The 24,219-nt window shown below is 65.9% G+C and carries 20 protein-coding genes and 1 pseudogene; 6 read left to right on the top strand and 15 right to left on the bottom strand.

All coding sequences use genetic code 11. From position 1 onward, the window contains the following. A pseudogene (locus I6F36_RS34985) lies at nucleotides 1-213 on the bottom strand (flagellar protein); the annotation flags it as partial. Between the two features lie 320 nt (nucleotides 214-533). Between I6F36_RS34985 and flbT the strand changes: the two are divergent. Further along, nucleotides 534-974 carry a flagellar biosynthesis repressor FlbT gene (gene flbT / locus I6F36_RS34980; RefSeq protein WP_036015664.1) on the top strand — a complete coding sequence of 147 codons (441 nt, stop codon included), beginning with the start codon at nucleotides 534-536 and terminating at the stop codon, nucleotides 972-974. A 73-nt stretch (nucleotides 975-1,047) separates the two neighbouring features. Here the strand turns inward: flbT and I6F36_RS34975 are convergent, their stop codons facing one another. From I6F36_RS34975 to I6F36_RS34935, 9 genes are all read right to left on the bottom strand, one after another. Next, nucleotides 1,048-2,544 carry an aspartate aminotransferase family protein gene (locus I6F36_RS34975; RefSeq protein ID WP_225135927.1) on the bottom strand — a complete coding sequence of 499 codons (1,497 nt, stop codon included), beginning with the start codon at nucleotides 2,542-2,544 and terminating at the stop codon, nucleotides 1,048-1,050. After that, a complete protein-coding gene (locus tag I6F36_RS34970; protein WP_225135924.1) occupies nucleotides 2,541-3,794 on the bottom strand; it encodes a RimK family alpha-L-glutamate ligase in 1,254 nt (417 codons plus the stop codon). The genes I6F36_RS34975 and I6F36_RS34970 overlap by 4 nt, the downstream gene beginning before the upstream one ends. 1 nt (nucleotide 3,795) lies before the next feature. Next, a complete protein-coding gene (locus I6F36_RS34965) occupies nucleotides 3,796-5,421 on the bottom strand; it encodes a hypothetical protein (RefSeq protein WP_036015665.1) in 1,626 nt (541 codons plus the stop codon). A gap of 10 nt (nucleotides 5,422-5,431) precedes the next feature. Beyond that, complete coding sequence (locus I6F36_RS34960; RefSeq protein WP_225135922.1) at nucleotides 5,432-6,214, bottom strand: hypothetical protein; 783 nt, start codon at nucleotides 6,212-6,214, stop codon at nucleotides 5,432-5,434. A 73-nt stretch (nucleotides 6,215-6,287) separates the two neighbouring features. After that, complete coding sequence (locus I6F36_RS34955; RefSeq protein ID WP_225173014.1) at nucleotides 6,288-8,171, bottom strand: flagellar protein; 1,884 nt, start codon at nucleotides 8,169-8,171, stop codon at nucleotides 6,288-6,290. A 21-nt stretch (nucleotides 8,172-8,192) separates the two neighbouring features. Further along, the gene (flgK, locus tag I6F36_RS34950; protein WP_225135917.1) at nucleotides 8,193-10,076 is read right to left on the bottom strand and encodes a flagellar hook-associated protein FlgK; all 1,884 of its coding nucleotides are present in this window, start codon (nucleotides 10,074-10,076) and stop codon (nucleotides 8,193-8,195) included. Nucleotides 10,077-10,110: 34 nt separating this feature from the next. Then, nucleotides 10,111-12,363, bottom strand: coding sequence for a flagellar hook-basal body complex protein (locus tag I6F36_RS34945; RefSeq protein ID WP_036046246.1), 2,253 nt, complete (start codon nucleotides 12,361-12,363; stop codon nucleotides 10,111-10,113). A 223-nt stretch (nucleotides 12,364-12,586) separates the two neighbouring features. Then, nucleotides 12,587-13,099 carry a peptide-methionine (R)-S-oxide reductase MsrB gene (gene msrB, locus I6F36_RS34940; RefSeq protein ID WP_036015643.1) on the bottom strand — a complete coding sequence of 171 codons (513 nt, stop codon included), beginning with the start codon at nucleotides 13,097-13,099 and terminating at the stop codon, nucleotides 12,587-12,589. Between the two features lie 87 nt (nucleotides 13,100-13,186). Then, the gene (locus tag I6F36_RS34935) at nucleotides 13,187-14,644 is read right to left on the bottom strand and encodes an FAD-binding oxidoreductase (RefSeq protein ID WP_036030182.1); all 1,458 of its coding nucleotides are present in this window, start codon (nucleotides 14,642-14,644) and stop codon (nucleotides 13,187-13,189) included. A gap of 93 nt (nucleotides 14,645-14,737) precedes the next feature. Here I6F36_RS34935 and I6F36_RS34930 point away from each other — a divergent pair, with 93 nt between their 5' ends. Beyond that, the gene (locus I6F36_RS34930; protein ID WP_036015636.1) at nucleotides 14,738-15,274 is read left to right on the top strand and encodes a histidine phosphatase family protein; all 537 of its coding nucleotides are present in this window, start codon (nucleotides 14,738-14,740) and stop codon (nucleotides 15,272-15,274) included. Nucleotides 15,275-15,329: 55 nt separating this feature from the next. Continuing rightward, nucleotides 15,330-15,755 carry a universal stress protein gene (locus I6F36_RS34925; protein WP_036030185.1) on the top strand — a complete coding sequence of 142 codons (426 nt, stop codon included), beginning with the start codon at nucleotides 15,330-15,332 and terminating at the stop codon, nucleotides 15,753-15,755. Nucleotides 15,756-16,013: 258 nt separating this feature from the next. Here the strand turns inward: I6F36_RS34925 and I6F36_RS34920 are convergent, their stop codons facing one another. Further along, nucleotides 16,014-16,250: a DUF1127 domain-containing protein gene (locus I6F36_RS34920; RefSeq protein WP_036015631.1), complete on the bottom strand. Its 237-nt coding sequence runs from the start codon at nucleotides 16,248-16,250 to the stop codon at nucleotides 16,014-16,016. A gap of 186 nt (nucleotides 16,251-16,436) precedes the next feature. On the opposite strand from I6F36_RS34920, the gene I6F36_RS34915 reads away from it, so the two are divergent. After that, complete coding sequence (locus I6F36_RS34915; protein WP_057028781.1) at nucleotides 16,437-17,780, top strand: PLP-dependent aminotransferase family protein; 1,344 nt, start codon at nucleotides 16,437-16,439, stop codon at nucleotides 17,778-17,780. Between the two features lie 3 nt (nucleotides 17,781-17,783). Here the strand turns inward: I6F36_RS34915 and I6F36_RS34910 are convergent, their stop codons facing one another. Both I6F36_RS34910 and I6F36_RS34905 read right to left on the bottom strand, forming a co-directional pair. Then, a complete protein-coding gene (locus tag I6F36_RS34910) occupies nucleotides 17,784-18,383 on the bottom strand; it encodes a YdcF family protein (protein ID WP_225135912.1) in 600 nt (199 codons plus the stop codon). A 62-nt stretch (nucleotides 18,384-18,445) separates the two neighbouring features. Beyond that, nucleotides 18,446-19,027 carry a hypothetical protein gene (locus I6F36_RS34905; RefSeq protein WP_225135910.1) on the bottom strand — a complete coding sequence of 194 codons (582 nt, stop codon included), beginning with the start codon at nucleotides 19,025-19,027 and terminating at the stop codon, nucleotides 18,446-18,448. 76 nt (nucleotides 19,028-19,103) lie between these two features. On the opposite strand from I6F36_RS34905, the gene I6F36_RS34900 reads away from it, so the two are divergent. Beyond that, nucleotides 19,104-19,538 (top strand): hypothetical protein, encoded by a 435-nt coding sequence (locus tag I6F36_RS34900; RefSeq protein ID WP_036015623.1) that lies wholly within the window; start codon nucleotides 19,104-19,106, stop codon nucleotides 19,536-19,538. A gap of 4 nt (nucleotides 19,539-19,542) precedes the next feature. Here I6F36_RS34900 and I6F36_RS34895 read toward each other — a convergent pair whose 3' ends face one another. Continuing rightward, entirely contained in the window at nucleotides 19,543-21,942 is a 2,400-nt protein-coding gene (locus I6F36_RS34895; RefSeq protein ID WP_225173013.1) for an EAL domain-containing protein, read from the bottom strand. A gap of 213 nt (nucleotides 21,943-22,155) precedes the next feature. Then, nucleotides 22,156-22,662, bottom strand: a complete 507-nt coding sequence (locus I6F36_RS34890) for a ferritin-like domain-containing protein (RefSeq protein ID WP_036015620.1) — start codon at nucleotides 22,660-22,662, stop codon at nucleotides 22,156-22,158. 429 nt (nucleotides 22,663-23,091) lie between these two features. Here I6F36_RS34890 and I6F36_RS34885 point away from each other — a divergent pair, with 429 nt between their 5' ends. Further along, nucleotides 23,092-24,174: a YbhN family protein gene (locus I6F36_RS34885; RefSeq protein ID WP_225173012.1), complete on the top strand. Its 1,083-nt coding sequence runs from the start codon at nucleotides 23,092-23,094 to the stop codon at nucleotides 24,172-24,174. Nucleotides 24,175-24,219 lie beyond the last annotated feature (45 nt).

Here is a 24,219-nt window from a genome sequence, read left to right as displayed (position 1 = left end):
CACGCCGTTGGCGATGCCGTCGAGCAGGTTGTTGATGTCGCTGGCGCGGTTGTCGAGCGACTGGGCCGTGAAGAAGTTGGTGGGATTGTCCAGGGCCGAGTTGACGCTCTTGCCGGTCGACAGACGGTTCTGCGTGGTGGCGAGAAGATCAGCGGTGGACTGGAGGGAGAGCAGGTTCTGACGAACCGATGCGGAGAGGACGATGCCTGACATGACTCTGTTACCTTTCTGGTAAACGACGCTACTGTTACACGTCTGCTTGGATCGCGATGGACCCAGCGACGGCGGACCGTGCCGCCGAGACCTCTAACGAAACATGAAATGAAACCCGCGCTTTTGCCCGGTCACACGTGATTCGGCCTCGGAAGCGACGCGCCTAGCAGCACCACCGCGCCAATCCTGTCCTTGAAAGCATTGAGCTTTTTGGCGGAGATGGCTCAAATTTACAGCTCGTTAACTAGTTGCGAGCGAGAATCACGTCCTGATAGGCCGCAACGAACGCTCGGTTACGAAAGCGTTGATGGAGAACAGGAATGGCCCTCAAAGTCGAGCTCAAACCGCACGAACGCATCATCGTCGGCAATTCCGTGATCACCAACACGGACCAGCGGGCCCGCCTCCTGATCGATGGCGAGAACGTGCCGATCCTGCGCGAGCGCGACATCCTCACGCCGGAGACCGCCGACACACCCGCCAAGCTCGTCTATCTGGCGGTCCAGCTCATGTACATCTCCCCGGATCCGCAGACCCAGCACGGCACCTATTTCAACCTGGTGCGGGACATCGTCACCGCGGTGCCGAGCTCCTGGCCGATCATCGAAGGCATCAACAACAACATCCTGAACGGCGACCTCTATCGGGCGCTGAAGGAAGCCCGCAAGCTGATCGCCTATGAAGAGAAGCTGCGCAACCAGTTCGAGGCCACTCATCCCAAGGCGGCAGCCGACAAGGACGACGTCAGCACCGCCGCCTGATACAGGCGTTCGCGCCAACGACAACGGCCCCGGATCGCCTCCGGGGCCGTTGTCGTTTCAGACGTTCGTCAAGTTATTGCGCTACGAGCGGTGGCGCGTCGACCTCGATCACTCCGCCGCTCCGCTGTCCACCGAACTGCAGCACGGCTGCGATCAGCGCATCGATGTCCGCCTCCTCGGTGCGGTGATTGACGATCGCGGCGCGGATCGCGAACTTTCCGTCCAGTGTCGTGCTCGATGGCGCAGCGATGCCGGACTCCTGGACGTCGGCGACGATCTCGCGATTGACCGCATCGCCGCTGCGATAGCGGAAGCAGACGATGTTGAGATTGACCGGTGCCAGCAATTCCAGCCGTGGTTCGGCCAGCACACGCGCCTCCAGATACTTGGCGAGCGCGCAGCTTCGTGCGATTGCCCGGCCCAGCCGGTCGGTGCCGAACGTCTTCAGCGTGAACCACGTCTTCAGCGCACGAAAGCCGCGCGACAGATCAGGGCCGAGATCGCAGGGCCAGACCGCGCCCGCCGCAAGCCCCCTCGCCTCGCGGCTCAGATAGGCCGCCGGCTGCGCGAAGGCCTGCCGATGCTGCTCGCCGTCGCGCACCAGCAGGAAGCCAGCGTCATACGGCACCTGCCCCCATTTGTGGAAGTCGAGTGCGATTGAATCCGCAAGCTCGATGCCGCCGAGCAGCGGCGCAAGCTCCGGCGACAGGATTGCGAGCGCACCGAAAGCGCCGTCGACGTGAAACCAGATTCCTTCCTCGCGGCACAACGCAGCGATCGCCCTGAGGTCGTCGATCGCCCCGATATCGACCGTACCGGCGGATGCGACCACTAGGAAAGGCTTGAAGCCGACCTCGCGATCGACGGCGATCTGTGCGCGCAATGCGGCAACGTCGATGCGATGATCGGCATCGACTGCGATCTTGCGCAGTGCATCGGTGCCGAGCCCGGCAATGTCCATCGCCCTCGAGATGCAGCCATGCGCTGCCTGCGACGTATAGGCCGTGAGCAGCGCACCGTCATTGCCGATGCCGTGCTGCCGCGCCAGCGTGCCGAGCGCGGTGGTGCGCGCCACCAGCACGGCCATCAGATTGGCCATCGACGTGCCCGTGACGAAGATGCCGCTTGCGCTCTCGGGAAAGAGGAACAGGCGGCGCATCCAGTCGACGATCTGTCGCTCCACCTCGATCGGCATGTGGTCGCGTCCGCCGAGATTGGCGTTGAGGCCAGCGGCGAGCATCTCTGCGAGCATGCCGACGGCGGTGCCGCCGCCGTGCACCCAGCCCATGAAGCCGGGATGGACGTTGCCGGTCGCATAGGGCGCAACATGCTCGGAGAATTCGCGATAGACCTCCGCGAGGTCGCTCGCCTCGCGCGGCACGTCCGCCCTGAAGGCCGCGCGCACGTCATCGGGAATCGGCCGCCAGACGGGGCGCGCCCGAACGTTGGCAATGCCGCCGATCGTCTCGTCCAGCATGCGGTGGGCCAGCGCGCGAAACTCGCTCCAGTCCTGCGGATCTAGCGGGGTATTCGCGACGGAGCTTTGCGTATTGCGGATGATCTCGTTCATGCTGCGCTCTCCGCGCCCGTCTTCGCATGCCGCAACAGCATCGCCGTGAACGCGGAAAAGATCTTGCGCATCTGCGGCGGCTTGTACGGAAACACGACCGGCGAATCCATGTTGTGCACGACGGCGGTGTTGTCGGCCTCGAACACAAGAAGCTCGCCGTTCGCGTTCTCGGCGCAATCGACGATGAAATAATCGAGGCCGACGCGCCGGCTCATCTCTTCGATCGCGTTTCTGTGGCGCTCGCCGAAAGCATGATCGAAGTCGCGCATGAAGACGGCTTCCTCGGCCCGCTTCTCCTCGCTGAAGGCCATGTAGGCGTTGAGATACCAGATGTCCCAACGGTCGGCGATCGCCATGTGGCACGCGTACGGCTTGCCGTCGACCATGGCGAGGCGATACTTGCGGTAGAGCCCGTCGGGGCTCACATAATCGACGAAGCGTGCGACGAAGAAGTCCTGCTCCTTCCGTTCGGCGAGATAGGCTGCCAGAGCCGCCGCATCGTCGAGCTTCGCGAGCCCGACGCCGGCATGCGAGCCGCGCGGCCGCGCGATCATCGGAAAGTGCAATTCGCCTGCGATGTCCTCGCATGCGATCCGCGCCTGCGCGAGGTCCGACAATTGCGCGCGCGTTGCGTGGATGGTCGCGGGAATGTCGAGGCCGGGCACGTCCATCAGCAGCCGATACAGCTTGTCGCGATCGAGATTGCCGATGCGATCGGGGCGATTGAGCAGCGGCCGCGGCCAGTGCGGCGCGGCCCCTTCGATCAGCGCAAGCGCCTCACGGCATTCCTCGGAATCGGACGCGACCACGATGGCCACGTCGTGCTCCGGCAAGGTCTCGGGCAAACCGACGCCCTTGATCACGTAGAGAGTCAACAGCTCGACATCGGAGCCCTCGAGCAGGAAATCAATCGGCGTGTTACCGCCCATGTCGATGTCGGCTGCAAGCGCGAGCAGGCGCAAGCCCGGCTTCGGGCCTGCGCCGGGCGTTCGGAACAATTGATGGAAGGCCAGCACCTCGGACTGGATCGCAAGCCCCCGATCCTTGTCACCCAGCAGCTGGGTGATCAACGACAGGTCCAGCCCCTCGCCCGCCAGCGCGGTCCCCGCCGCGATGCGCGCGACGAGCTGATCGCGCAACGGATGCAGATCGACGCCTTCGAAGGCCCGGCGCGTCAGCTGCGCAAAGCCGATGCGGTCGGCAGAGTTCGCCGCGGTCAGGCCGATCGGCGGGGAAACCGGATGCTGCATCTCACACCTCGAACGCGGACTTTACCGGCACGGCCGCTGCGCCACCGGCGAGCAGCAGCTCGATCTTCACCAGGACGTGGGCGATCTGGTCGAGAAGGTGCTGCACGTTGCGCTGCGCCTCCGCCCTGTCCGGCGACCAGGCCTCAGCCACGAGCCGCGCGCCGACGCAGAGGCGCAGCACGGCCTGCGGCGTCTCGTCCTGCCACTCCAGCCGCACCGGCTGGCCAATCAGGCAGCGCTGCGCGGCGACCTGACGGTCCTCCGTGCTGCCGTTGATCTCTTGGCTGACATCACGCGCCAACGCGCGATGAACAGAAGCGGTCTCGGCAACACAAACCGGCTTGCCGTCGCGCAGCAGCGTGAACGGAAAGATGGTCGGCTGCACGAATTCCTCGTCGTCGATGCCGGCCGCGTGGGTCGCGGCCGAAACAGCGCGCAACGACGGCGACAATGCGATCATGCTGTCGATGCCGGCAGCGAGTTCGGCGAGCATCCCGGCGCGGAAGGCCCCGGGCACGCCATAGTAGCTGCCGATCTCGGTCAGCGCCGCCTCCCAGCGCAGCCATTGACCGAAATTCGGACGGCGCTCGAAGCGCGAACGCAGCACCGTCCAGGCCATCGGCCAATCGCAGCGTCCGGCGTAATCAAGGATTCCAGATGCGATCCCCTCGACGCGATCGAGCGACCGCGACAGGCCTTTCGGCACCAGCAGTGCACCGCTGAAGGCAGGTCCGCCGAAGAATTTGGAGCCGGTGATCAGCACCATATAGCCGCGGTCGAGATAGGAGCGCAGCCGCCGGCGACCGAGCCGGGCCTGGCAGGCGTCGACGACGATCTGGACCTTGCGCGGCCAGCGCCGCGCGATCTCGTCGAGGCAGGCCGCGCTCGGCGCACGCCATCCGAGCTTCGAGGAATCCATGATCTGGAGCAACACGGGCGCGCCTTGTGCGATCGTGGCCTCGACCGCATGCAGCACCGCTTCATCGGCATCCGTGCGCATCGCGATCCCGGCCCCCGGCGCGCGCAACGGCAGCGAGATGCCGGCGCCGGCGAGCCCCGCGACCGCGCCGTCCCTGCGAACCGCAAAGCCGCTCGCCGTTAGGGTGCTGAAATGATGTCCACGCGCGGTATGGGCCGTGCCGCTGCCGGTCTGGTCGGCGCCGACCACGATCGTCACCGGCCGCGCGCCGAGCATCGTGCGCGCCAGGAACAGAGCGTGGAGCTGGGAGTCCGTGCCGGACGGCGAGAACACCACGTCGACGCGCGGCGAGAGCTGGAGATGACCGCGCAGCTCGTGGCGCATGTCCTCGCAGCGTGCATCGAAAGCGAGCTCGACCTCGTCGAGCAGGCATTTGTGCATCAGCTCTTCACGCGCCAGCGCGGCGCGGTCATAGGCCGCCTGCGAGATCGTCGACGCGGTCGAGGAGGCGAAATTCCACACCTCCGGCTCCGGCGAAGCCGGGCAGCCATAGGCGTTGGCGCGGCCGGTGGGATCGAGCGCCAGGCGCGGATCTCCGCCGGAAACGAGCAGCGTGTCGAGCGGCGTGAAGAGGTCGCGCAGGCGATAACGCGAGCCGCCGTCGGCGGCGCGTTGCATCTCGGGCCGAGGGGATGGGCCGCCGCTCATCCCGAAAGGCTCACGCCGCGGCATCGGCCGCCGCAGGCGCAGCTGCGAATTGCGAGGCGATGTCGCCATGGAACACCGACGGCCCGACGTGGTCGAGCGGGCTCTGGATGTCGGCCCAGATCTCGCCGCCGATATCGGTCCAGCGCTTGCAGAAGGCGAAGTCCTCGGACAGATAGGTGCCGGTCGCCGGATCGATCATGCATTCGAACAGCGCGAACCGGTTCCGGCTCGCCGCCAGCGCATCATGGGAATGCTCGCGGAAGAACTGGAGGTTCGCGTAGTCGGAGTGGCGGCACATCGCCTCCAGCACGTGACGCCGGATCATCAGGAAGCCGGTGCCGGCATAGCGCACGCGGGTGAATCCGTTGACCACCACGATGCGGTCGGGATCCTCGATCTCGAGCACGTAGTCGAGCGAGGCGGCCGGCACGTCGGCCCGACCCGACTGGATCGCCCGCGCGGCCTTGTCCCAGTTGACCCGCTTGATCGGATAGCAGCCGGCGACGACGTCCGCGCCGCATTCGATCAGGCGGAACACCTGCTCCGGCTTGAAGCCGATATCGGCATCGATGAACAGGAAATGCGTCGCCTTCGGATCGTCCAGGAACATCGCGGCAAGGTTGGCCCGCGCACGGGTGATCAGCGCGTCGCCGTCGCGCAGGAGCACCTTGAGCTCAAGATTGGACATGCCGTGCACGGCCCGCTGCAGCGCGAAGATCGAGCTCGCATAGATGCTCGACACCTGCCCGCCGAAGCAAGGCGTCGCCACCACCAGCTGCAACTTGTCCGACATCGACCGCTCCGCCCCCGCTTGCAATCCTCACCAAGAGGTAAACAGGCATGGTTAACGGCGTCTTAACGCCTCCTTACAGGAACTTGACGAGCGAGAGCTGCGCCAGGTTCGAGGTCACCTGGTAGGACGCCTGCAAGGCGTTCTGCAGCGCCAGGATCTCGCTCGCGACCTGGTCGGGCGAAGCCGATTCCGCCTGGTCAATGATGGTCTGGAGCTGCGCCTTGGCCTGGGTCTGGCGCGTGCTCGCGTCCTTCATCGTGTTCTGGGCCATCGCGATGTCGGTCTGGATGTCCTCGATGCGCTGCTGTCCGGGCTGCTGGGTCAGCGCCTGGGTCGTGCGCAGGCTGAGCGCCGAGACCTGCCCGCCCGAGTATTGCCCGGTCGGCGAGGTCGAGAAGGTGCCGAACACCGCGATCGCCTGCAATTGCCGGCGGATCGCATCCTCATTCGCCTGGGCGCCGTACTGCACCGTCACGGCATCGTCGACCCGCGCCATCGCGGTCGAGCGCGCCGAGCCGGGCCCGTCATTGCCCAAATACCATTTCACCGTATTGGCCGAGCCGTTCACCAGCGTGGTCGCCGAGCTCGCAGGCGAGGAGCCGACGCGCAGCGGCGGCTGCGTGGCGGTCACCGGCGTCGAGCTGAACCCGAGCGCGCTCAGCGCGCCGGTGTTCGACGTCGTGATGTTGAGGCTCGCCGCATCGTCGGTGTTGATCGTGACCGAGCCGCCATGGACCGTCGAAGGCTTCGAGGTCCCGGTGATCGCGTCGACCTTGCTCAGCAGGGTCTGGATGCTGTCGGTGACATTGAGCTGGTTGCCGGTCGCGCCCGAGGCCACGAAGGTCAGCGTGGTCCCGTTGACGGTGATGGTATCGCCTGCGACGAAGCCCGGCGAGATCGAGTCCGAGGGGCTCGCGCCCGATAGCGCCGTCGCGCCGGTGACCGGGGCCGCCGGCGCCGTCTGGTTGTTGACGGGGGTGCCGATCGCAGAGCTCGCGGTGTTGAAGAAGTTGTCGCCCGCAACGATCGCCGATGCCGCCACCAGCGAGGTGTTGGCGAGCTTCTGAATCGCGGTGTTGAGCGCCGTGTTGAGATTCGCAGCAGTATTGTTCGGGTTGACGGGCGTGCTCGCATCGATCGCGAAGCTGCCGAGCGGCGTCGGCGTTGCCGAGGACGCCGTCAGGTCGATCTGCTCGGTCGTGCCGTCCGGCAGGGTGAACTGAATGCTGAGCTTGTCGCCGTTGTTCGGATTGACGCCGTTGAGATCGACCGAGAACGACACCGGCGAGCCGCTCGGGCCGGTGACGGTCGCGCCTGTCAGCGTCGAGGACACCGCCTTGATCTTGAGGCCGAATGGCGATCCGGCGACGTCCTCCGACACCTGCACGGAGCTTGCCGTCGGCTGCGTCTGCACCAGGCGGCCCATGCCGCTGGTCCCTAGGTCCGCGGCCTGGCGCTCGGCCATGACGGTCTTGAAGCCGGCCTGTGTCGTGGTGCCGTTGATGATGTCGCCGGCATTGGCGACTGACTGGGTGTTGACGGCCGTTCCGGAGAACAGATAGCGGTTGCCGGTCTGCGTGTTGAGAACGCCGACCATCGAGCCGAACTGGGCGGCGGCGGTGTTCTGGGCAATCGTCTGGCCGTTGACGTTGAGGTCCTGCGCGGTAGAGGCCGAGCCGGTCTGCACCGTGCTGCGGATCTTGGTCAGCGATTGCAGCGCGGTGTTGGCGAGGTTGATGCTGACGTTGACGTTGGTGATCGTGTCGGTATAGCCGGCGATGTTGGAGAGCTGCGCGCGCCCGGCGATCGCAAAGCCCTCGTTCGTCCCCATGCCGGCATAGTTCTGCGACAGCTTGCCGGTCGAGAGCTGCGTCGAGAGATCGGTGAGCTGCTGATTGATGTTGCGGATCTGCGCGCCGAGGATCGACGAAGAATAGTTGATGCTGCTGATCGCCATCTTTCGGAGCCCTGTTACTGTTTACAATTGAGCCTGGATCAACGTGTTCATCATGGTCTGCACCACCGACATGACATGGGCGTTGGCGGCATAGGCATTCTGAAGCTGGATCAGGTTCGACATCTCCGAGTCCAGGTTGACCTTGGAGGTCGAGTCGAACTTGGCCTGGAGCGTCGAGACCACGACGCTCTGGCCTTGCTGGAGCTGGGTGGCCTGGGTCGCGGCGTTGGCCTGCACGCTCAAGAACTGCTGGAGGAAGTTCGAGACGCTGCCGGTGAAAGGCTGGCTCGCCGAGCCGAGGCCGCTCTGCGGCGAATAGGAAAACACTGCACTGGTGAGCTGCGAGTAGAGATAGTCCGAACGCGTGGTGTCGCCTGCGGGCGTCACCGGCGAGGTATTGTAGACCGACATCCGGGTCGGATCGGTCACGAGCTGCGTGTTCACGGCGATGCGCCCGGCAAGACCGGTCATCTGCGAGCCCGACGCCGTGATTGCGCCGGTGTAGAGCGCCTGCCCGCCGTCGGTGAACAGCGGCAGCTGCGGATTGCCCGAGGTCAGCGACGAGATCGTCTTGGTGGTCGAGGCCGAACCGACCTTGGCAAGCCCGGTGTTGTCGTCGGTCACCCGCAGCGTCGTGGCGGTCGCCGGCGACGGGGCGGCGGAGAACGACAGATGCGTGCCCGACAGCGCGGTGTTCAGCGCAGAGGCGATCGCGCCTATGCCGCCGGCGAAGTCGACGCCGATTCGCATCGGGTTGGCGTTGGTCGCGTTCTGGAGCGGCAGCGCAGCGGGGTCGGTCACGTTGACGAGCGTGATCTGGCGCTGCGTGTTGGTCGCCGTGTCCGTATAGGTGATGTTGACCGTGTTGCCCGGCAGCGCACCGGCAAGCTCGAGATCGAAGCCGGCCGGCGGGCCGGTGACCGTGCTGCCCGCCGTGGTCTTATCGGACAGCGCGCTCGCCATCGTGGCGGCGAGCTGGTCGATCTGGTTCTGCGCTTGCACCAAAATGTCGTCGCGCAGCTTCAGGTCGGCCGCGATCTGGCCGGACGACACCACGTTGTTGGCGACGACGTCGACTTGCGAGCCGTTCGGGAGCTTGATGTTGAACGCGCCGACGCCGGACTTGGCAGGGTCGATGTTGTAGAGCGACGTTGCCGACAGCGCGCCGGCGGAGGCAAAGGAGAATTCCGAGGCGAGCCCGGCGCCGACCAGCTGGATGCCGGTCGTGGTGTAGATGTTGGCCTGGTTCGAATTGTCGGTGGTGACGCGGACGTCGACATATTTCGACAGCGTGTTGATGGCTTGGTCGCGCTGGTCCATCAGCGTTGCGGCCGAGGGATCGTTGGCCGATAGGCCCTGGAGCCTGGTGTTGATGTCGGCGATCTGCTTCATGGCCGCATTGGCGGCCTGCGCCGAATTGCTGAGATCCTGTTCGACGTTGGAGCGCAGCGACTGGATGCCCTTGGTGGTGACGTTGAGCTGCGTCGCGAGCGCCTGGGCCGCGCCGAGCGCGACGGTCTGCGCCGACGACGCACCCGAGCTGGTCGACAGCGCCTGCAGCGCCGTGGTGAACTTGTTCAGCGCGCTTTCGAGCGTGCCGGAATTGCCGGGCGTGCCGTAGACATTCTGAAGCTGCTTCAGGATGTTGGCCATCTGGTCGGCGTAGCCGCCGCCGCCGGTCTCGGTCCGTAGCTGGTTCTGCACGTAGGTGTCGAGCAGGCGGCTGACGCCGGTCGTCATCGCCGTCGCGCCGAACTCGCCGGTGGTGACCTCGATCTGGTTCGGCGTCTGGACGACGTAACCCGGCGTCTGCGCATTGGCGACGTTCGAGGAGACGATCGAGAGCGCGGCCTGGTTGGCACGCAGACCGCTCATCGCACTGGCGAGGGCTGAACTCAAACCCATATCACTGGCCCGCCTTTGTTACGTCACGCGCCGATCAGCGCAACACGTTGAGGAGATCCTGCACCATCGAGTTTGCCGTCGTGATCACCTTGGTGTTGGCCGAATAGGCCTGCTGGGTCACGATCAGCTTGGTGAATTCGTCGGCGATGTCGGTGTTGGATCCCTCCAGCGACGAGCCGCTGATGGTGCCCGAAGCGCCGTCGATGGCGTCACCCGATTGTTCGGTCGCGGCATAGGCGCCGCCGTCCATCGCCTTCAGATAATTGGTGCCGTTGAAATGCGACAGCTGCACCTGCGCGAGGTTGAGGTTCTGGCCGTTGGAGAAGGTGCCGACCACCACGCCGTTGTTGTTGACGGCGACCGATCGGAGCTGACCGGCGGCGTAGCCGTTCTGGGTGATGGTGTTGATCGTCACCGCGCCGCTGGTGCTGGCATATTGCGTCAGGCCTCCGGAGGAGATGTTGAAGGCGACGGAGCCGAGCGACTGGCCGCTGACGGTGACGTTGTTGATGGTGATGCCCGAGCCGCTCGGCGAGGTCAGCGAGCCGTCGGCGGCAAAGGTGAAGGTCTGGCCGGTATTGACCCATCCGACCGTCGTGCCGGTCGCGTTCGGGTCGGTCTGGTAGAACAGGTTCCAGCTGTCGGAATGACCCGCGCCCAGCGAGGCACTGTCGGTCTTGGCCCAGCGCAATTGCAGGTTCACCGGCGTACCGGCGGCGTTGTAGGCGGTCACCGCGCCGCCGCTGATCGATTCCTTGGTGAAGGTGGCGATGTCGTTGCCGATCACGCCGCCGGTGCCGGCCGTGCCGCCACCCTCGCGATTCCTGGTGATGGTCGAGGTGAAGCCGAGCGCGGAGAAGGCCGCGCTGTTGGAGCTGGAGACCGTCAGGTTGGAGACGGTGCCGGTGTTCAGCGTGATCACGCCGCCGCTGCTGACCGACGATCCCGAGGCGCCGGAGAGCGCGTCGATCTTGCCGAGCAGGGTCGTGATGTTGTCGGTGACGTTGATCTGGTTCGCACCCGAGGCGCCCGAGGCCATGAAGGTCAGTGTCTGACCGTTGACGGTGATGGTGTCGCCGGGGGAAAAGCCCGACGTGAGCACCTGGGCACCGCCCGCGGTGGCCGAGCCGCTCAGGACCGTCGCGCCGGAGATTGCAGGCGAGGACAGCACGTTGCCACCGCGCGTCACACTGCTGATGCCGAGCGCGGTCGCGGCCGTGCCGCTGCCGATCGCGACGTCGGTGCCGGTGCCGGTCGCGATCTGGATATTGCCGCTGACCGAGAGCGAAGCGGTGACGCCGGCGCCGCCGGCGGTCTGGATCGCGTTCAGGATGTCGGCCACAGTCGCCGTCGTACCCGCACCGAGACCGATCGTGGTGTTGCTGCCGACGGTCGAGACCGTGGTGCCGCCGTTGAAGGTGATGGTGTTGCCGTTGATGGTCAACGTCTGGCCGCTCAACGCGGTCAGAATGCTGGAGGCGAGATGCGTGCCGGCGGTATTGTCGAGCGATGTGGTCGTCGAGGCGACCGCGGACGAATTGTTCTGGAGCGCAACCGTACCGGTGGCCGTCGTCGACGAATAGGCCGAGCGGATGTTGCCGGTTGCGGCCGCGCCTGACACGGTCGCATTGGCATAGGGCGCCGGCGGCGTGCCGACCGGCAGCGGATTGGCGGCGAAATCGGACGGGTTCAGGCCGCCGGCCGCGAGCAATGTGCCGGTCGAGGCGGTGGTTTTCGCCACCGTGTTCGGCTGGGTCGGCAGGTTCGCCGCGTACTGGATTGAGGTGGTCGCCTGCGCCGGAATGAAGTTGTTCTGGAATTGCAGGACGTTTGCCACGCTGCCGGTCGGGTTGCCGGTCTTCGGGTCGACGGTGACGCCCATCAAATAATAGCCGGCGCCGTTGACCAGGTTGCCGTTGGCATTGAGTTGGAAGTCGCCGCGCCGCGTGTAGTAGGTCACCCCGGTGAAGACAGGCACGTTGTCGACGACGCCACTCGCCTTCTGGATCGAGAAGAAGCCGTCGCCGGTGATCGCCATGTTGGTGGCGACGCTGGAGGACGAGATCGTGCCCTGCGTCGTGATGGTGGCCTTGGCGTTGGCCTGCACGCCGCCTGCCACCTGCTTGCTCGGGACCGAGGAGTCCGGGATGAGGTCGACGAAGCTGGTGCCGATGCCCTTGTAACCGGTGGTGGATGAGTTCGCGATGTTGCCGGAAATGTTCTGCAGCGCGAAGGACTGCGCCTGCAGGCCACCCACCGAGGTGTTCATTGCATCGAAGATACCCATAACTTTGTCTCCAAATCCGATCTCGGCGGCCGGTCGACCATGGCCGCAATCGGAAAGAGACGTCGCAAGGCCTATGCCAATGCGGATATCTTCAGGAAATCAATGACTTAATGAAAAAGCCCCGTTCTGACGACCGGGGCACATTTGCCGGGACCGGCAACAATTGCCGGGGCATCCTGTCGTTCCGGAGCGGTCCGCAGGACCGGAATGACTCCCGCGAAACCTACGTCGCCGACGCCGCCGCGGGGTGGAAGACCAAGCCGAAACCGTCGATGCAATAGCGCAATCCGGTTGGCTTCGGGCCGTCGTCGAAGACATGGCCGAGATGGCCGCCGCAGCGCCGGCAATGCACCTCGGTGCGGACCATGCCGTAGCTGCGGTCCTCGGTCTTGCCGACATTGCCTTCGATCGGCGCATAGAAGCTCGGCCAGCCCGTGCCGCTCTCGAACTTGGTCTCCGACGTAAACAGCGGCAGGTCGCAGCCGGCGCAGGCGAAGATGCCCTTGCGCTTCTCCTTCAGCAGCGGGCTGGAGCCGGGCCGCTCGGTGCCGTGATTGCGCAGGATCTCATATTGCTGCGGCGTGAGCTGGGCGCGCCATTCGGCTTCCGTCTTCGTGATCTCGAACTTTTGCGCGGCCTTCTCGCCGGCCTCGGCAGGTGTTCCTCTCAGCCAGCGCAAGGCGGAAAGGCCGAACAGGCCGGCGACAGTCGTGAGCAGGATGCGGCGGTCAAGCATGTCATTCTCCGTGCGCGGGAAGTCCACGCCCTGAGATACGGGCTTCTGCCGGCCGAAGTTACACGTCGGAGCGGAATTTCGCTCAACTTATTGCGAGACGCGGTCCTCGTGCACGACCGGTTCCGCAGCGCCGACCGCGGCTTTCGGCGGTGGCGCCGGTCGGGGTCGCACGCCGGGCGGCGCTCGGCGCGGACCGGTGCCGGCGGCGCGGTTGGCTTCGGCGAGGCGGGCCTCGCGTTGCCTGTCCTTGACCCTCGCGCGCTCGCGATAGCGGGCGAGCGCACCTGCGGCGGCGGAGCTCGCCCTGCCCCAGATCCCGACCAGCTGGCCGGCGACGCGCCCCGTGGCGCCGCCCGCCCAGACCAGTTCGAACGGCGAGAACAGCTTCCAGCGCTCATCGCCCCGCAAAATGCTGCGCGCGATCATCTGTCCGGCCATGGCGGAGGTGTTCATGCCCTGGCGACCGAACCCGCTCGCCACCCACAAGCCTTTGCGCAGCTGGCCGATCTGCGGCATGCCGTGCACGGTCTGGCCGGTGGCGCCGCCGAAGATGTCGGTGATCTCGACATTGCCGAGCTCGGGAAAGATCGTCCGGATCCGCCGCTTGATGTCGCCGGCGAAGCGCTGCGGACGCGCGGCCCAGGTGGTCTCCGGGCTCTCCCACATCAGCCGGTCGCCGTCGACAAGCCGGAAATGATCGACACCGTCGGAATCCATCACCGATCCCTTGAAGGCGATGATCTCGTGCAGGCGCTCGCCGAGCGGCGCGGTCACGCCGGCATAGCGCCAGACCGGCAGCAACGTCTCCGACAGGCGCTTGGAGGGGGCGCCGAGATGAATGTTGCCGGCGAGCACGATGTGGCTCGCCCGCAGCCGCGCCGAGGGCGTGACGATGCGCTTGCGGATGCCGGAATGATCGATGCTGACGACCGGCGTGTCCTCGAAGATGCGGGCGCCTGCCCGCCGTGCCAGCGCCGCAAGGCCGTGCACGTATTTCCGGCCGTCGACCTGGAACGCTTTCGGATAATACACGCCGTGGAAGTAATGATCGGACTTGAGCGCCTCGCGCACGCGGTCGACCTGCCAGCCTTCGACCTCGGTATCGAAATCCTCGTTCAGCATCTGCAGCCGGCTGATCAGCCGGTCGCCGGCATCGACATTGGAGACCTCCAGCACGCCGTCGCTGAGGCCGATCCCCGGCATGCTCTCTTCGCTGGCGTTGGCCCGGACGAACTCGGCGCCCTGCTTCGACAGGGTCCACAATTCGCGGGCGTCCTCCAAGCCGATGCGCTCGATCAGGTCCGTGAGCGGCAGCGCAAAGCCCGGCATCACGGTGCCGAGCTGGTTTCCGGAGGCGTTCCAGCCAATATGCCGGCCCTCGAGCACCGCGACACTGGCCCCGAGCCGGGCCGCCTCCAGCGCCACGGTAAGCCCGGCCAAGCCCGCCCCGATCACACAAATGTCGGCATCGAGATCGAACGACAGCCGCACGCGGTCGCGAAAGCCGGCTTCTTCCTGGGACACGCTTGTGAAAGTCTCGCTCATGCAGTTTTCTTAGAGGACTGTGCGGGCCCTTGTCACCTTGTCCTCAACCGGCGCCTGTAGATTATCCTGGACGTGGAACGATTCGAGAATGCCATGCGCCGTTTGATGCTGCTGCGTCACGCCAAGACCGAGACCGACGCACCGAGCGGCCGTGACCAGGACCGCCGGCTCGACGACCGCGGCCACAAGGATGCCGCGCGGATGGGAGACTGGATCGCGGCCCATCCGCCCTTCCCCGATACCGTATTGGTCTCCCACGCCGTGCGGGCCCGTCAGACCTGGGACATCGCCTGGGAGGCGATGAAGGACCGCGTCCCGGCGCCGCAGGTCGAGGTCCTGCCGGAACTCTATGGCGCCGATCCCGCGCAGATCCTGGACACCATTCGCACCGCAACCGCCCCGGCCGATCCGAAGCGGCTGCTGCTGATCGGCCACAATCCCGGCATGCACGAGGTCGCGCTCATGCTGATCGGCGGCGGCGATCCCGATGGCGCCAAGACCCTCGGCGACAACCTGCCCACAGCGGGGCTTGCGATCTTCGACTTTGACGTCAAGGATTGGGATGACGTGGCCTACCGCCGCGGCAAGCTGGTGCTGTTCGTCAGCCCCAAGCTGCTTCGATCGGGCTAGACGCGCGGGCGCCGTCTCGACCGGTTGGTTCAGCCTGGTTCACAGGGAGGCGCAGATGTTCAAGTCCATCCTCGTGCCCATCGATCTCGCCGACACCGATCTCGCCAAGCCGGCGATCGCGACCGCGGCGACTTTGTCGCAGACCTGGAGCGGCACCGTGCGCCTGCTCAACGTGCTGCCGATGACGCCGGTGATGCTGGCCGAGTACGTCCCGGCCGATTTCGACGAGCAGCAGCGCCAGACCTCGGAAGAGGCCCTCGCCATCGTCGCCCGCGAATCCGGCATCGAGCCCTCCCGCATCTCCAGCGTGGTGCGCCAGGGCGGCATCTATCACGAGATCCTGGAGGAAGCCGCGCACATAAAGGCCGACTTGATCGTGATGACCTCGCACCGGCCGGCGATGCGCACCTATTTCCTCGGCTCCAACGCCGGCCACGTCGTGCGCTACGCCAAGTGCTCGGTGCTGGTGGTGAGGCATTGAAGGGCAGCAGACTTCGTCATTGCGAGCGCAGCGAAGCATCCAGCATCTTTCCGCGGCGACAGCCTGGATTGCTTCGCTGCGCTCGCAATGACGGAGAGGCAGCTGCGTGCCACACTCGCGCTTCCGTGCCCCGGACGCTGCGCAGCACGAAGTGATGCGCTGCAGAGCCGGGCCCATGCGTCAGCGAGTGCGATCCGCTGGGTCCCGGCTCTGCGCAGCAGCGTTTCACGCTGCAGCGCGGCCCGGGACACGCGAGTATCACAGATACCGCGACAGCTCCGTCTTGAACTGCCCGTACACGGCATCCTCAATCTGGCTGCGCGTGATGCCGATGTCGCGCAGGGCGCGGTCGTCGAGCTCGTTCAGGGTCTTGACGGCGGAGCGGCGCTCCAGGCGGTCGAACAGCGCGGTGAGGCGCAGGGCTAGGGCACTGAAAAATCCGCCCGATGAGGATGGGCGTAAAGTCCGCCCGGCAGTTTGCGAGATCGTGGTCATTCTTCTTCTCCGGCCTATTGTCCCGCGCGGCGATGCAGGTGCCGTTGGCGCGGACGCTTGTGGGCGCCTGCACCTCATTTGCCGTCGGATTGCTCTCGCTCTCCTCGGCCCAATCGCGGAACTTGATGGAACTTAAATGCTCCAGTACACTCCTCGGAGCAAGCAAAACATTGCTCTCGGTGCAATATGTCCAAGTTCGAGTACGTGAAGCTCGCCGATGCCATTGCGGCCGATATCACTAACGGCACGTTAAGACCCGGCGACCGGCTGCCGCCGCAGCGCAATTTTGCCTATGACCGCGGCATCGCGGTCTCGACCGCGAGCCGGGTTTATACGGAATTGCTCCGCCGCGGCCTCGTGGTCGGCGAGGTCGGGCGCGGCACGTTCATCTCCGGCGACGTCAGGCGTGAAGTCGAGACCATGCGCGAGCCGGCCGACGCGCGCATCAATCTCGAGGTCAATTACCCGCTATTGCCGCAGCAATGGGCGATGATCGCCAAGAGCCTCGCGGGGCTCGAGCGCATCGACGCGCTGGAATCCGCGCTGCGCGTTTCGACCAGCACCGGCACCAAGAGCGCCCGCGTTGCCGCCGCTGCCTATCTCGCACGCAAGGATTTTTCGCCGCAGCCCGAGCAGATCTTCTTCACCGCCAACGGCAAGCAATCGCTCGCGGCCGCGCTTGCCGCGCTGGTGCCCACCGGCGGCCGCTGCGGCGTCGAGGCGCTGACCTATCCCTACGTCAAGAGCATCGCCGCGCGGCTCGGTGTGACGCTGGTCCCGATCCCCATGGACGAGTTCGGCGCGCGGCCCGACGCCATCCAGAAGGCCCATCGCGAGGCGCATCTGTCGGCGCTGTATCTGCAGCCCATCATCCAGAACCCGCTCGGCGTCACCATGAACGCGACGCGGCGCGCCGACATCATGCGCGTCGCCGAGAAGCTCGATCTCACCATCATCGAGGACGCCGTCTACGGCTTCCTCGCCGACGACACGCCACTGGCGGCGCTCGGGCCCCACCGCTGCATCGTGCTCGACAGCCTGTCCAAGAAGGTCGCGCCGGGGCTCGCGCTCGGCATCCTCGTCGCGCCGCCGCATCTGCGCGAAAGTGTGATGAGCGCGGTGCGCACCGGCGGCTGGATCGCCTCCGGCCATGCGCTCGCGGCCGGGCAGCGGCTGATGGCCGACGGCACCGTCGCCGAGCTGACCCGGCTGAAACGCATCGATGCCGCGCGCCGACAGCAGACCGCCGCACGGCTGCTTTCCGGCTACCAGCTCGCCGCCGATCCGCGCTCGTATCATCTCTGGCTGACGCTGCCACCGCACTGGCGCTCGCAGACCTTCGTCGCCGCAGCAGCAAGGCGCGGCATCGCGCTGACGCCGTCCTCGACCTTTGCGATCGCGCACGGTCATGCGCCGAATGCGGTGCGGCTCGCGCTCGCCCCGCCCTCGCCCGAGCAGCTCGATTCCGGCCTGCGCACCATCGCCTCGCTGCTCGGCACCAAGGAGGACGATTTCGACTCGACGGAGTAGGGCTCAGACCTCCGGCCAGTCCGCGATAAAGCCCTTCGCCTTGTAAGGTTCGATCTTGTCCCATTCGTGCAGCATGCGGCGGCGAAATTCGGCGTCGGTATGCCAGAGCGCACGCGGTGTCGTGAAACTGTCGACGGTGAGCAGCATCTTCTCGACCCCCGGCCAATGCCGATGCAGCGTCATCGGGTAGCGCCGCGCGGTCCAGGTGTTGCCGAGACAGATCACGCTGCGGATATTCTGCAGCCCGATTGCCGCATCGATGATCGGAAGCGAGAAGATGACGTTCTCGCCGGTGTTCATCGCGCGGTGCTCCTCCAGGATAACGTCCGTCGGAACGCTCGCCGCAACCATCGCGGCCTTGATGATGCTGCACTCGGATTGCTCCGAGCCCAGCGTCACACCGCCGCTGACAATCGACCAGCGAAACAGGCCTTCGCGCCACAGCCTTGCGGCGGTGTCGGCACGCAAGCCAGCGTCCTCGCGGGTGCCGAACACGAACAGCAAGTCGGCTGGCTGGAGCGGCGTATCGATCAAATGCGTGCGGTTGATTCTGGCGATCTCGTCTGCCGTCGGCAGACGGGTGCTGCGATCCATGGCTGACATGACCACAAGATGCGACGCTCGCGGCGGGACGCGAAGTCACGTTTGATTGCGGCCGATTGCACCTAAGGCAAGAGGGCCTCCGGCACGCGATCGAAACTGTAGCTCTGCGGCCGGTTGCGCCGCACGAAGCCGCCGACCTGCCAGGCGAACAGCGCGGCGAAGCCGAGGATGAACAGCACGCCGGCGAGCTCGCCGGTCAGAAGCGCGCGGATCAACAGCCCCGCCATTACCACCGCGAGCACGGCCAGGAATGCCAGCACCGCCGCATAGGTCTTGCGGCCGAGGCCCGCCGTCAATTCGGCGCGGCTGCCGGCTTTGGCCATCCGCGCATGCAGCTCGATCAGGAAATCGCGAAAGCCGTTGTCCTGCGGCGCCATCAGCGCCGCGGTCTGCCAGCTCGTCGACAGGATCGCGATGCGGCCGCCGCCGGCGCGGCTGATATCGGCGCGGAAGCGGTGCTGCTGCATCGACACCGGGCGGAACGACAGCCGGATCGCCGAAATCTCGTCATAGCGCCACAGGCCGGAGCGGCCGGCGATGTGCCAGGACAGCCCCTGCTCCGTCAACTCGAAGCGATGCGCCGAGCCAATCAGCGAGGCCTTGTAGGCATAGCTCGTGGTCGAACCCGCTTCCGCTCCCGGCATGTCGTCAACGAACCCATGGGCGATCGCTTGGGCGATCGGCTTGCGCGATCGCCCCCGGCCATCCTACAAGCGAGGCATGGCTGAGACGACCTTTTTTCCGCGCCGCCTGATTCTCGGCGCCGCGATGATCTCCGGTGTGTTACTGGCGCTCGCGGTGCACATGCTGGGCGCGCGCTACGGTCTCGATCTCGGCCGCCTCTGGCGCTCCGACACGCATGAGTTCATTCCGGCGGGCGCCGCCATCGCCTGGTGGCTGATCGCCACCGTCGGCTTCTCCGGCGGCTATTTCACGGCGAGCCTGATGCAGAGCGCCGTCTCCGGACAGATCCCGCAGCGGATGCGGCAATTCCTAATCGCGGTCGGCGTGCTGCTGCTTGCGGGAGCGGGTCAGGCGGCGTCGGCGCCGAGCCCGATCCCGACCGTCTCGGGCGTGCTCGCCGGGCTTGCGGCCCTGTGTCTCGGCGCCGTGATGGCGTTCTGCGGCGCGCATTTCGCGCTGCGCCGAAGCTGACCTCTCAAGCCGACGCGCGCAGCCGCGGCCGTTCCAGCATGATCGCGACATCCGAGGCGGGCCGCGGCTTGCTGAACAGATAACCCTGCGCCTGGGTGCAGCCCTCGCGCCGGAGCAGCTCGAGCTGCGCGTCGTTCTCGACGCCCTCTGCCGTGGTGACGATGCCGAGGCTGCGGCCGAGGCCGGTCACGGCGCGAATGATCGCCATGGAATCCTCGCGCGTCGCCAGCTCCGACACGAAGGAGCGGTCGATCTTGATCTTGTCGAACGGGAAGCTGCGCAGATAACTCAGCGACGAATAGCCGGTGCCGAAATCGTCGAGCGAGATCCGCACGCCCATGGCGCGCAGCTCGTGCAAGGTCGTCAGCGTCGCCTCGCTGTTCTGGAGCAGAACGGATTCGGTGATCTCGAGCTCGAGGCGGCGCGCACCAAGTCCCGAGGCGGCCAACGCCTCGGTCACACCCGCGATTAGGTTCGGGCTCTTGAACTGCACAGGCGACAAATTGACGGCGACATCGACATCGTCGGGCCAGGTGGCCGCGTCGGCACAGGCGGAGCGCAGCACGAACTCGCCGAGCTGAACGATGAGCCCGGTCTCCTCGGCCAGCGGGATGAAGCTGATGGGCGCGATCAGTCCGCGCTGCGGATGGTTCCAGCGCAGCAGCGCCTCGAAGGCGACGACGCGACCACTGGCGACCTCGCGGATCGGCTGGTAATAGACTTCAAACTCGTCGCGTTGCAGCGCCGCGCGCAGATCCATTTCCAGAAGGCGCCGCGCCTGCGCACGCGCATCCATGCCGGTGTCGAAGAAGCGGTAGGTGCCGCGGCCATCCGCCTTGGCGCGGTAGAGCGCAAGGTCCGCGTTCTTGAGCAGCTCGTCCGGATGGCTGCCGTCCTGCGGCGACAGCGAGATGCCGATCGAGACGCCGATCACGATCTGATGGTCGTCGATCTGGTAAGGCGCCGAGATCACCTCGACGAGGCGTCCGGCAAGCGATCGCGCGGCGATCTCCTCGGAGCGTCCGATCTGGACCACCGCGAACTCGTCGCCGCCGAGCCGCGCCACGGTGTCCTGTTCGCCGACGGTGGCCTCGAGCCTGCGGCCGACCTCCTTGAGCAGCGCATCGCCGATGGGATGGCCGAGCGAGTCGTTGATGTCCTTGAAGTGATCGAGATCGAGGCAAAGCACCGCGAGCTGGTCGCCCGACTTGGTCTGGCGCAGCCCCTGCTCGAGCTGTTCGTGGAACAGCACCCGGTTCGGCAGGCTGGTCAGCGCATCATGGCGCGCCATGTGCGAGATCTTGGCCTGCGCCTCCAGCCATTCGGTGATGTCCTCGAAGGTCGCGACCCAGCCGCCGCCCTGCATCGGCTGGTTGACGACCCGGATGGAGCGGCCGAACCGGTTGACGACGTCGGTCGTGGTGCGGCCCTCGCGCGCATCGGCGACGAGGCGGGCGAAGAATTCATCCGCATCGCCCTGCCACTGGCCCTTGGCCTGCTCTTCCCTGAGCACGTCGACCAGCAATCGGCCGGTGAGCGGCACGTCGGTTCGACGGAGCATCGCGGCATAGCGCTCGTTGAACAGGATGATCTTGCCGTCGGCGTCGAACATGCACAGCCCCTGCGACATGTTCTCCAGCGCGCTGTCGAGCACGATCTGCTGGCGGCCCAGTTCGCCCTCGGCGCGGCGGTCGAGCAGCGCGGCCACGAGCGCAATCGCGATGATCGCGACGGCGGCGCTGGCAGTCAGGAACGACAGCGAGGCCGGCGGGACCGAGAGCCCGCTGATCGCGATCGTCGGGTCCGGCGTCAACAGCACCGCGCCCATCGCGGTGAAATGATGGGCAACGATCGCGAGCGTCAACAGAGCAGTCGCGCTCAGCGCATGCCGAATGCCGTCACCTCGCGCGGCGACGAACAGCGCGAGCGCTGCGAAGACGACGCCGAACAGCACCGAGGCGGCAACCGTGCTCCCGATCCAATCCAGCCGTGCCGGCATCTCCAGCGCCGCCATGCCGGTGTAATGCATCGCCGCGACACCAAGGCCGACGATGGCGCCGCCGACGACGATCCACACCGGGCGCGAGGACGCCACGGCGATGCTGAGGCCCACGAAGGTCAAGGAGATCGCAAGCATCAGCGACAGAATTGTCACCGGGATGTTGTAGGCGCCGGCGCTTCCCGGGCCGTAGGCCAGCATCGCGATGAAATGCGTCGCCCAGATGCCGCATCCGCTCACGGCCGCATCCAGGGCGATCCAGGCCAGGCGCCCGGCTCCGTGCGTCGCGCGTGCGCGCTGAAACAGGCTGATCGCCGCGGCGCTGGCGAGCAGGCACACCGCGCCCCCAAGGGCCACCAGTCGCCAGTCATGCTCGTCGGTGAGACAGTAGAGAACTTGATACATTGCCGGCCCCTATCGACCCGCACTTGAGCCGACAGTGGTGGACGATCGGTAACCGGCTACAAACCTGCTCCGGAAGTGGTGAATGGAAGATGAGCGAGTTCGCTCACATTGCTGATCCTCGCGACGGCGCACCGAAGCAGCACCACGGCAGCGGGAAGCGAACAAGCACAAGCGCCGCGCGGACCGTCGCGCGGCGCTCGTAGTTTCCTCTACTCAGCTCGCCGCGCGCAGATTCACCTTGCTCTCGGCGAGTGTCGTCAGCTTCTGGTCGGTCGCCTTCTCCTCCTCGAGCGTCTTGGCGAGCACCGCCGCACAATCGTTGCGGCCGAGCTGCTTGGCCCAGGCGATCAGGCTGCCGTAGCGGACGATCTCGTAATGCTCCGCGGCCTGCGCCGCATTGATCAGGGCCGCGTCGAGCACCGCCTTGTCGGCGACTTCGCCGGCGGTCTCGTCGGCTTCCTCGATGATGCCATCGATCGCCGGGCAGTCGACCGCCTTCACGGGGACGCCGTGCATCTTGAAGACCTCCTCGAGCCGCGCAACGTGCTGCTTGGTTTCCTCGAGGTGCGTCAAAAAGCCCTGTTTCAGCTGCGGATCAGTGGCCTTGGTCGCCATCTTCGGCAGCGCCTTGGTGAGCTGCTGCTCGGCGTAATAGATGTCCTGGAGCTGATGTACGAACAGGTCGTTCATGGTCTTGATGTCTTTTGTGAACAGTCCCATCGTTCCGATCCTCTCGGGTCTTGGGAACACGGAGGCGCCGGCTTGCACGAAAAAGCCGCGTATTCCGCCATGTTCGATTGCTGATGGAGGCTAACGACCACGCGGCATCGACGTTCCAAAAACGCCGATACGGCTCTGCGTTGGAACAATGCGGACGGCGCCGGATCTGAGATCGTATCGGCACGGTGAGCGCGCGGATGGAGCCTGGTTTCGCGACTCATATGCTTAACGCGCCGCCGATATGAACCGCGTATGACAAAGTTGCCCGCCGAACGCAGAACCTATTGTTGTCAAGGGCTGCACAAGCCGCTGATTTTGCCTTAAATGAGCTGGATCATGCCTAGCGATCGATGCCTGCCTTTTGGCCGTGATCGCACCCGACCGGCCAATGTCTGGCCCGGTCGGTCTTGCCCCCCGCCGGGAGGATGAATGCACGGACTGCTGCCCGCGTTGAAACGCGGCTTCAATAGATGGATCGGCTGGCGACGGCTCGGCGTCGCCGCGAGCATCTTCATCATCGCGTTTGCGATCACGACGCTGGTGCGGACGCTCAAGGGCATCGATACCGGGGTCATCCTGACCGCGTTGACGGAGATTCCCCGCGGCAACATCGGGCTGGCGGCGATCTGCGTCTTCTTCGCGTTCTGTACGCTGACCTTCTACGACTATTTTGCGCTGCGAACGATCGGCAAGAAGCACGTGCCCTATCGCATCGCGGCGCTGTCCAGCTTCACGTCCTATTCGATCGGGCACAACATCGGCGCCACGGTCTTCACCGGCGGCGCGATCCGTTTCCGGATCTATTCGGACTACGGACTGAACGCGATCGACGTCGCGAAGATCTGCTTCCTGTCCGGCCTGACCTTCTGGCTCGGTAACATCTTCGTGCTCTCGATCGGCATGGCCATCCATCCGGACGCGGCCTCCTCGATGGATCAGCTGCCCTCCTCGCTCAACCGGTTGATCGCCGTCGGCGGTCTCGCATCGATCGGCGCGTATCTGGTCTGGCTCTGCATGGGCGAGAAGCGCCGTGAGCTCGGCCAGAAGGGCTGGAAGGTGGTGCTGCCCTCGGCGCCGCTGACTTTGGTGCAGATCCTGATCGGCGTCGTCGATCTCGGCTTCTGCGCCACGGCAATGTACCTCTTGATGCCGGCCAACCCGCCGATCGACTTCATGTCGCTCGCGGTCGTGTTCATCCTGGCGACCCTGATCGGCTTTGCCAGCCACGCGCCGGGCTCGATCGGCGTGTTCGATGCCGCCATGCTCGTGGCGCTGCCCCAGTTCGGCCGCGAGGAGCTTCTGGCCACGCTGCTGGTGTTCCGTATTCTCTATTTCGTGATCCCGTTCGGCCTTGCCATCTCCATCATGGGCACGCGCGAGCTTTGGACGAATGTGGTCGCGCCGTGGCAGGAGCGGCGGCGGCTGGCGGAAGCCTGCGCGCAGGCCAACCTGCCCAAGGAGGTGACGCCGATGGAGCGCGAACGGCTGCTGCGGCAGGCCGGCAAGCGCTGAGCCGCCCAAGGCGCCGCCGGCAATCAAGCCGCCGCCGGCAATCAA

Source organism: Bradyrhizobium sp. BRP19, assembly GCF_020194195.1.
GTDB lineage: Bacteria > Pseudomonadota > Alphaproteobacteria > Rhizobiales > Xanthobacteraceae > Bradyrhizobium > Bradyrhizobium yuanmingense.
This window is presented reverse-complemented; position numbering and strand designations above follow the sequence as displayed.

Excerpts from the sequence above, each read along its gene's own strand:
- flbT (WP_036015664.1), top strand. The coding sequence starts at position 534 with ATGGCCCTCAAAGTCGAGCTCAAACCGCACGAACGCATCATCGTCGGC.
- I6F36_RS34975 (WP_225135927.1), bottom strand. The coding sequence starts at position 2,544 with ATGAACGAGATCATCCGCAATACGCAAAGCTCCGTCGCGAATACCCCG.
- I6F36_RS34970 (WP_225135924.1), bottom strand. The coding sequence starts at position 3,794 with ATGCAGCATCCGGTTTCCCCGCCGATCGGCCTGACCGCGGCGAACTCT.
- I6F36_RS34965 (WP_036015665.1), bottom strand. The coding sequence starts at position 5,421 with ATGAGCGGCGGCCCATCCCCTCGGCCCGAGATGCAACGCGCCGCCGAC.
- I6F36_RS34960 (WP_225135922.1), bottom strand. The coding sequence starts at position 6,214 with ATGTCGGACAAGTTGCAGCTGGTGGTGGCGACGCCTTGCTTCGGCGGG.
- I6F36_RS34955 (WP_225173014.1), bottom strand. The coding sequence starts at position 8,171 with ATGGCGATCAGCAGCATCAACTATTCTTCGTCGATCCTCGGCGCGCAG.
- flgK (WP_225135917.1), bottom strand. The coding sequence starts at position 10,076 with ATGGGTTTGAGTTCAGCCCTCGCCAGTGCGATGAGCGGTCTGCGTGCC.
- I6F36_RS34945 (WP_036046246.1), bottom strand. The coding sequence starts at position 12,363 with ATGGGTATCTTCGATGCAATGAACACCTCGGTGGGTGGCCTGCAGGCG.
- msrB (WP_036015643.1), bottom strand. The coding sequence starts at position 13,099 with ATGCTTGACCGCCGCATCCTGCTCACGACTGTCGCCGGCCTGTTCGGC.
- I6F36_RS34935 (WP_036030182.1), bottom strand. The coding sequence starts at position 14,644 with ATGAGCGAGACTTTCACAAGCGTGTCCCAGGAAGAAGCCGGCTTTCGC.
- I6F36_RS34930 (WP_036015636.1), top strand. The coding sequence starts at position 14,738 with ATGCGCCGTTTGATGCTGCTGCGTCACGCCAAGACCGAGACCGACGCA.
- I6F36_RS34925 (WP_036030185.1), top strand. The coding sequence starts at position 15,330 with ATGTTCAAGTCCATCCTCGTGCCCATCGATCTCGCCGACACCGATCTC.
- I6F36_RS34920 (WP_036015631.1), bottom strand. The coding sequence starts at position 16,250 with ATGACCACGATCTCGCAAACTGCCGGGCGGACTTTACGCCCATCCTCA.
- I6F36_RS34915 (WP_057028781.1), top strand. The coding sequence starts at position 16,437 with ATGTCCAAGTTCGAGTACGTGAAGCTCGCCGATGCCATTGCGGCCGAT.
- I6F36_RS34910 (WP_225135912.1), bottom strand. The coding sequence starts at position 18,383 with ATGTCAGCCATGGATCGCAGCACCCGTCTGCCGACGGCAGACGAGATC.
- I6F36_RS34905 (WP_225135910.1), bottom strand. The coding sequence starts at position 19,027 with ATGCCGGGAGCGGAAGCGGGTTCGACCACGAGCTATGCCTACAAGGCC.
- I6F36_RS34900 (WP_036015623.1), top strand. The coding sequence starts at position 19,104 with ATGGCTGAGACGACCTTTTTTCCGCGCCGCCTGATTCTCGGCGCCGCG.
- I6F36_RS34895 (WP_225173013.1), bottom strand. The coding sequence starts at position 21,942 with ATGTATCAAGTTCTCTACTGTCTCACCGACGAGCATGACTGGCGACTG.
- I6F36_RS34890 (WP_036015620.1), bottom strand. The coding sequence starts at position 22,662 with ATGGGACTGTTCACAAAAGACATCAAGACCATGAACGACCTGTTCGTA.
- I6F36_RS34885 (WP_225173012.1), top strand. The coding sequence starts at position 23,092 with ATGCACGGACTGCTGCCCGCGTTGAAACGCGGCTTCAATAGATGGATC.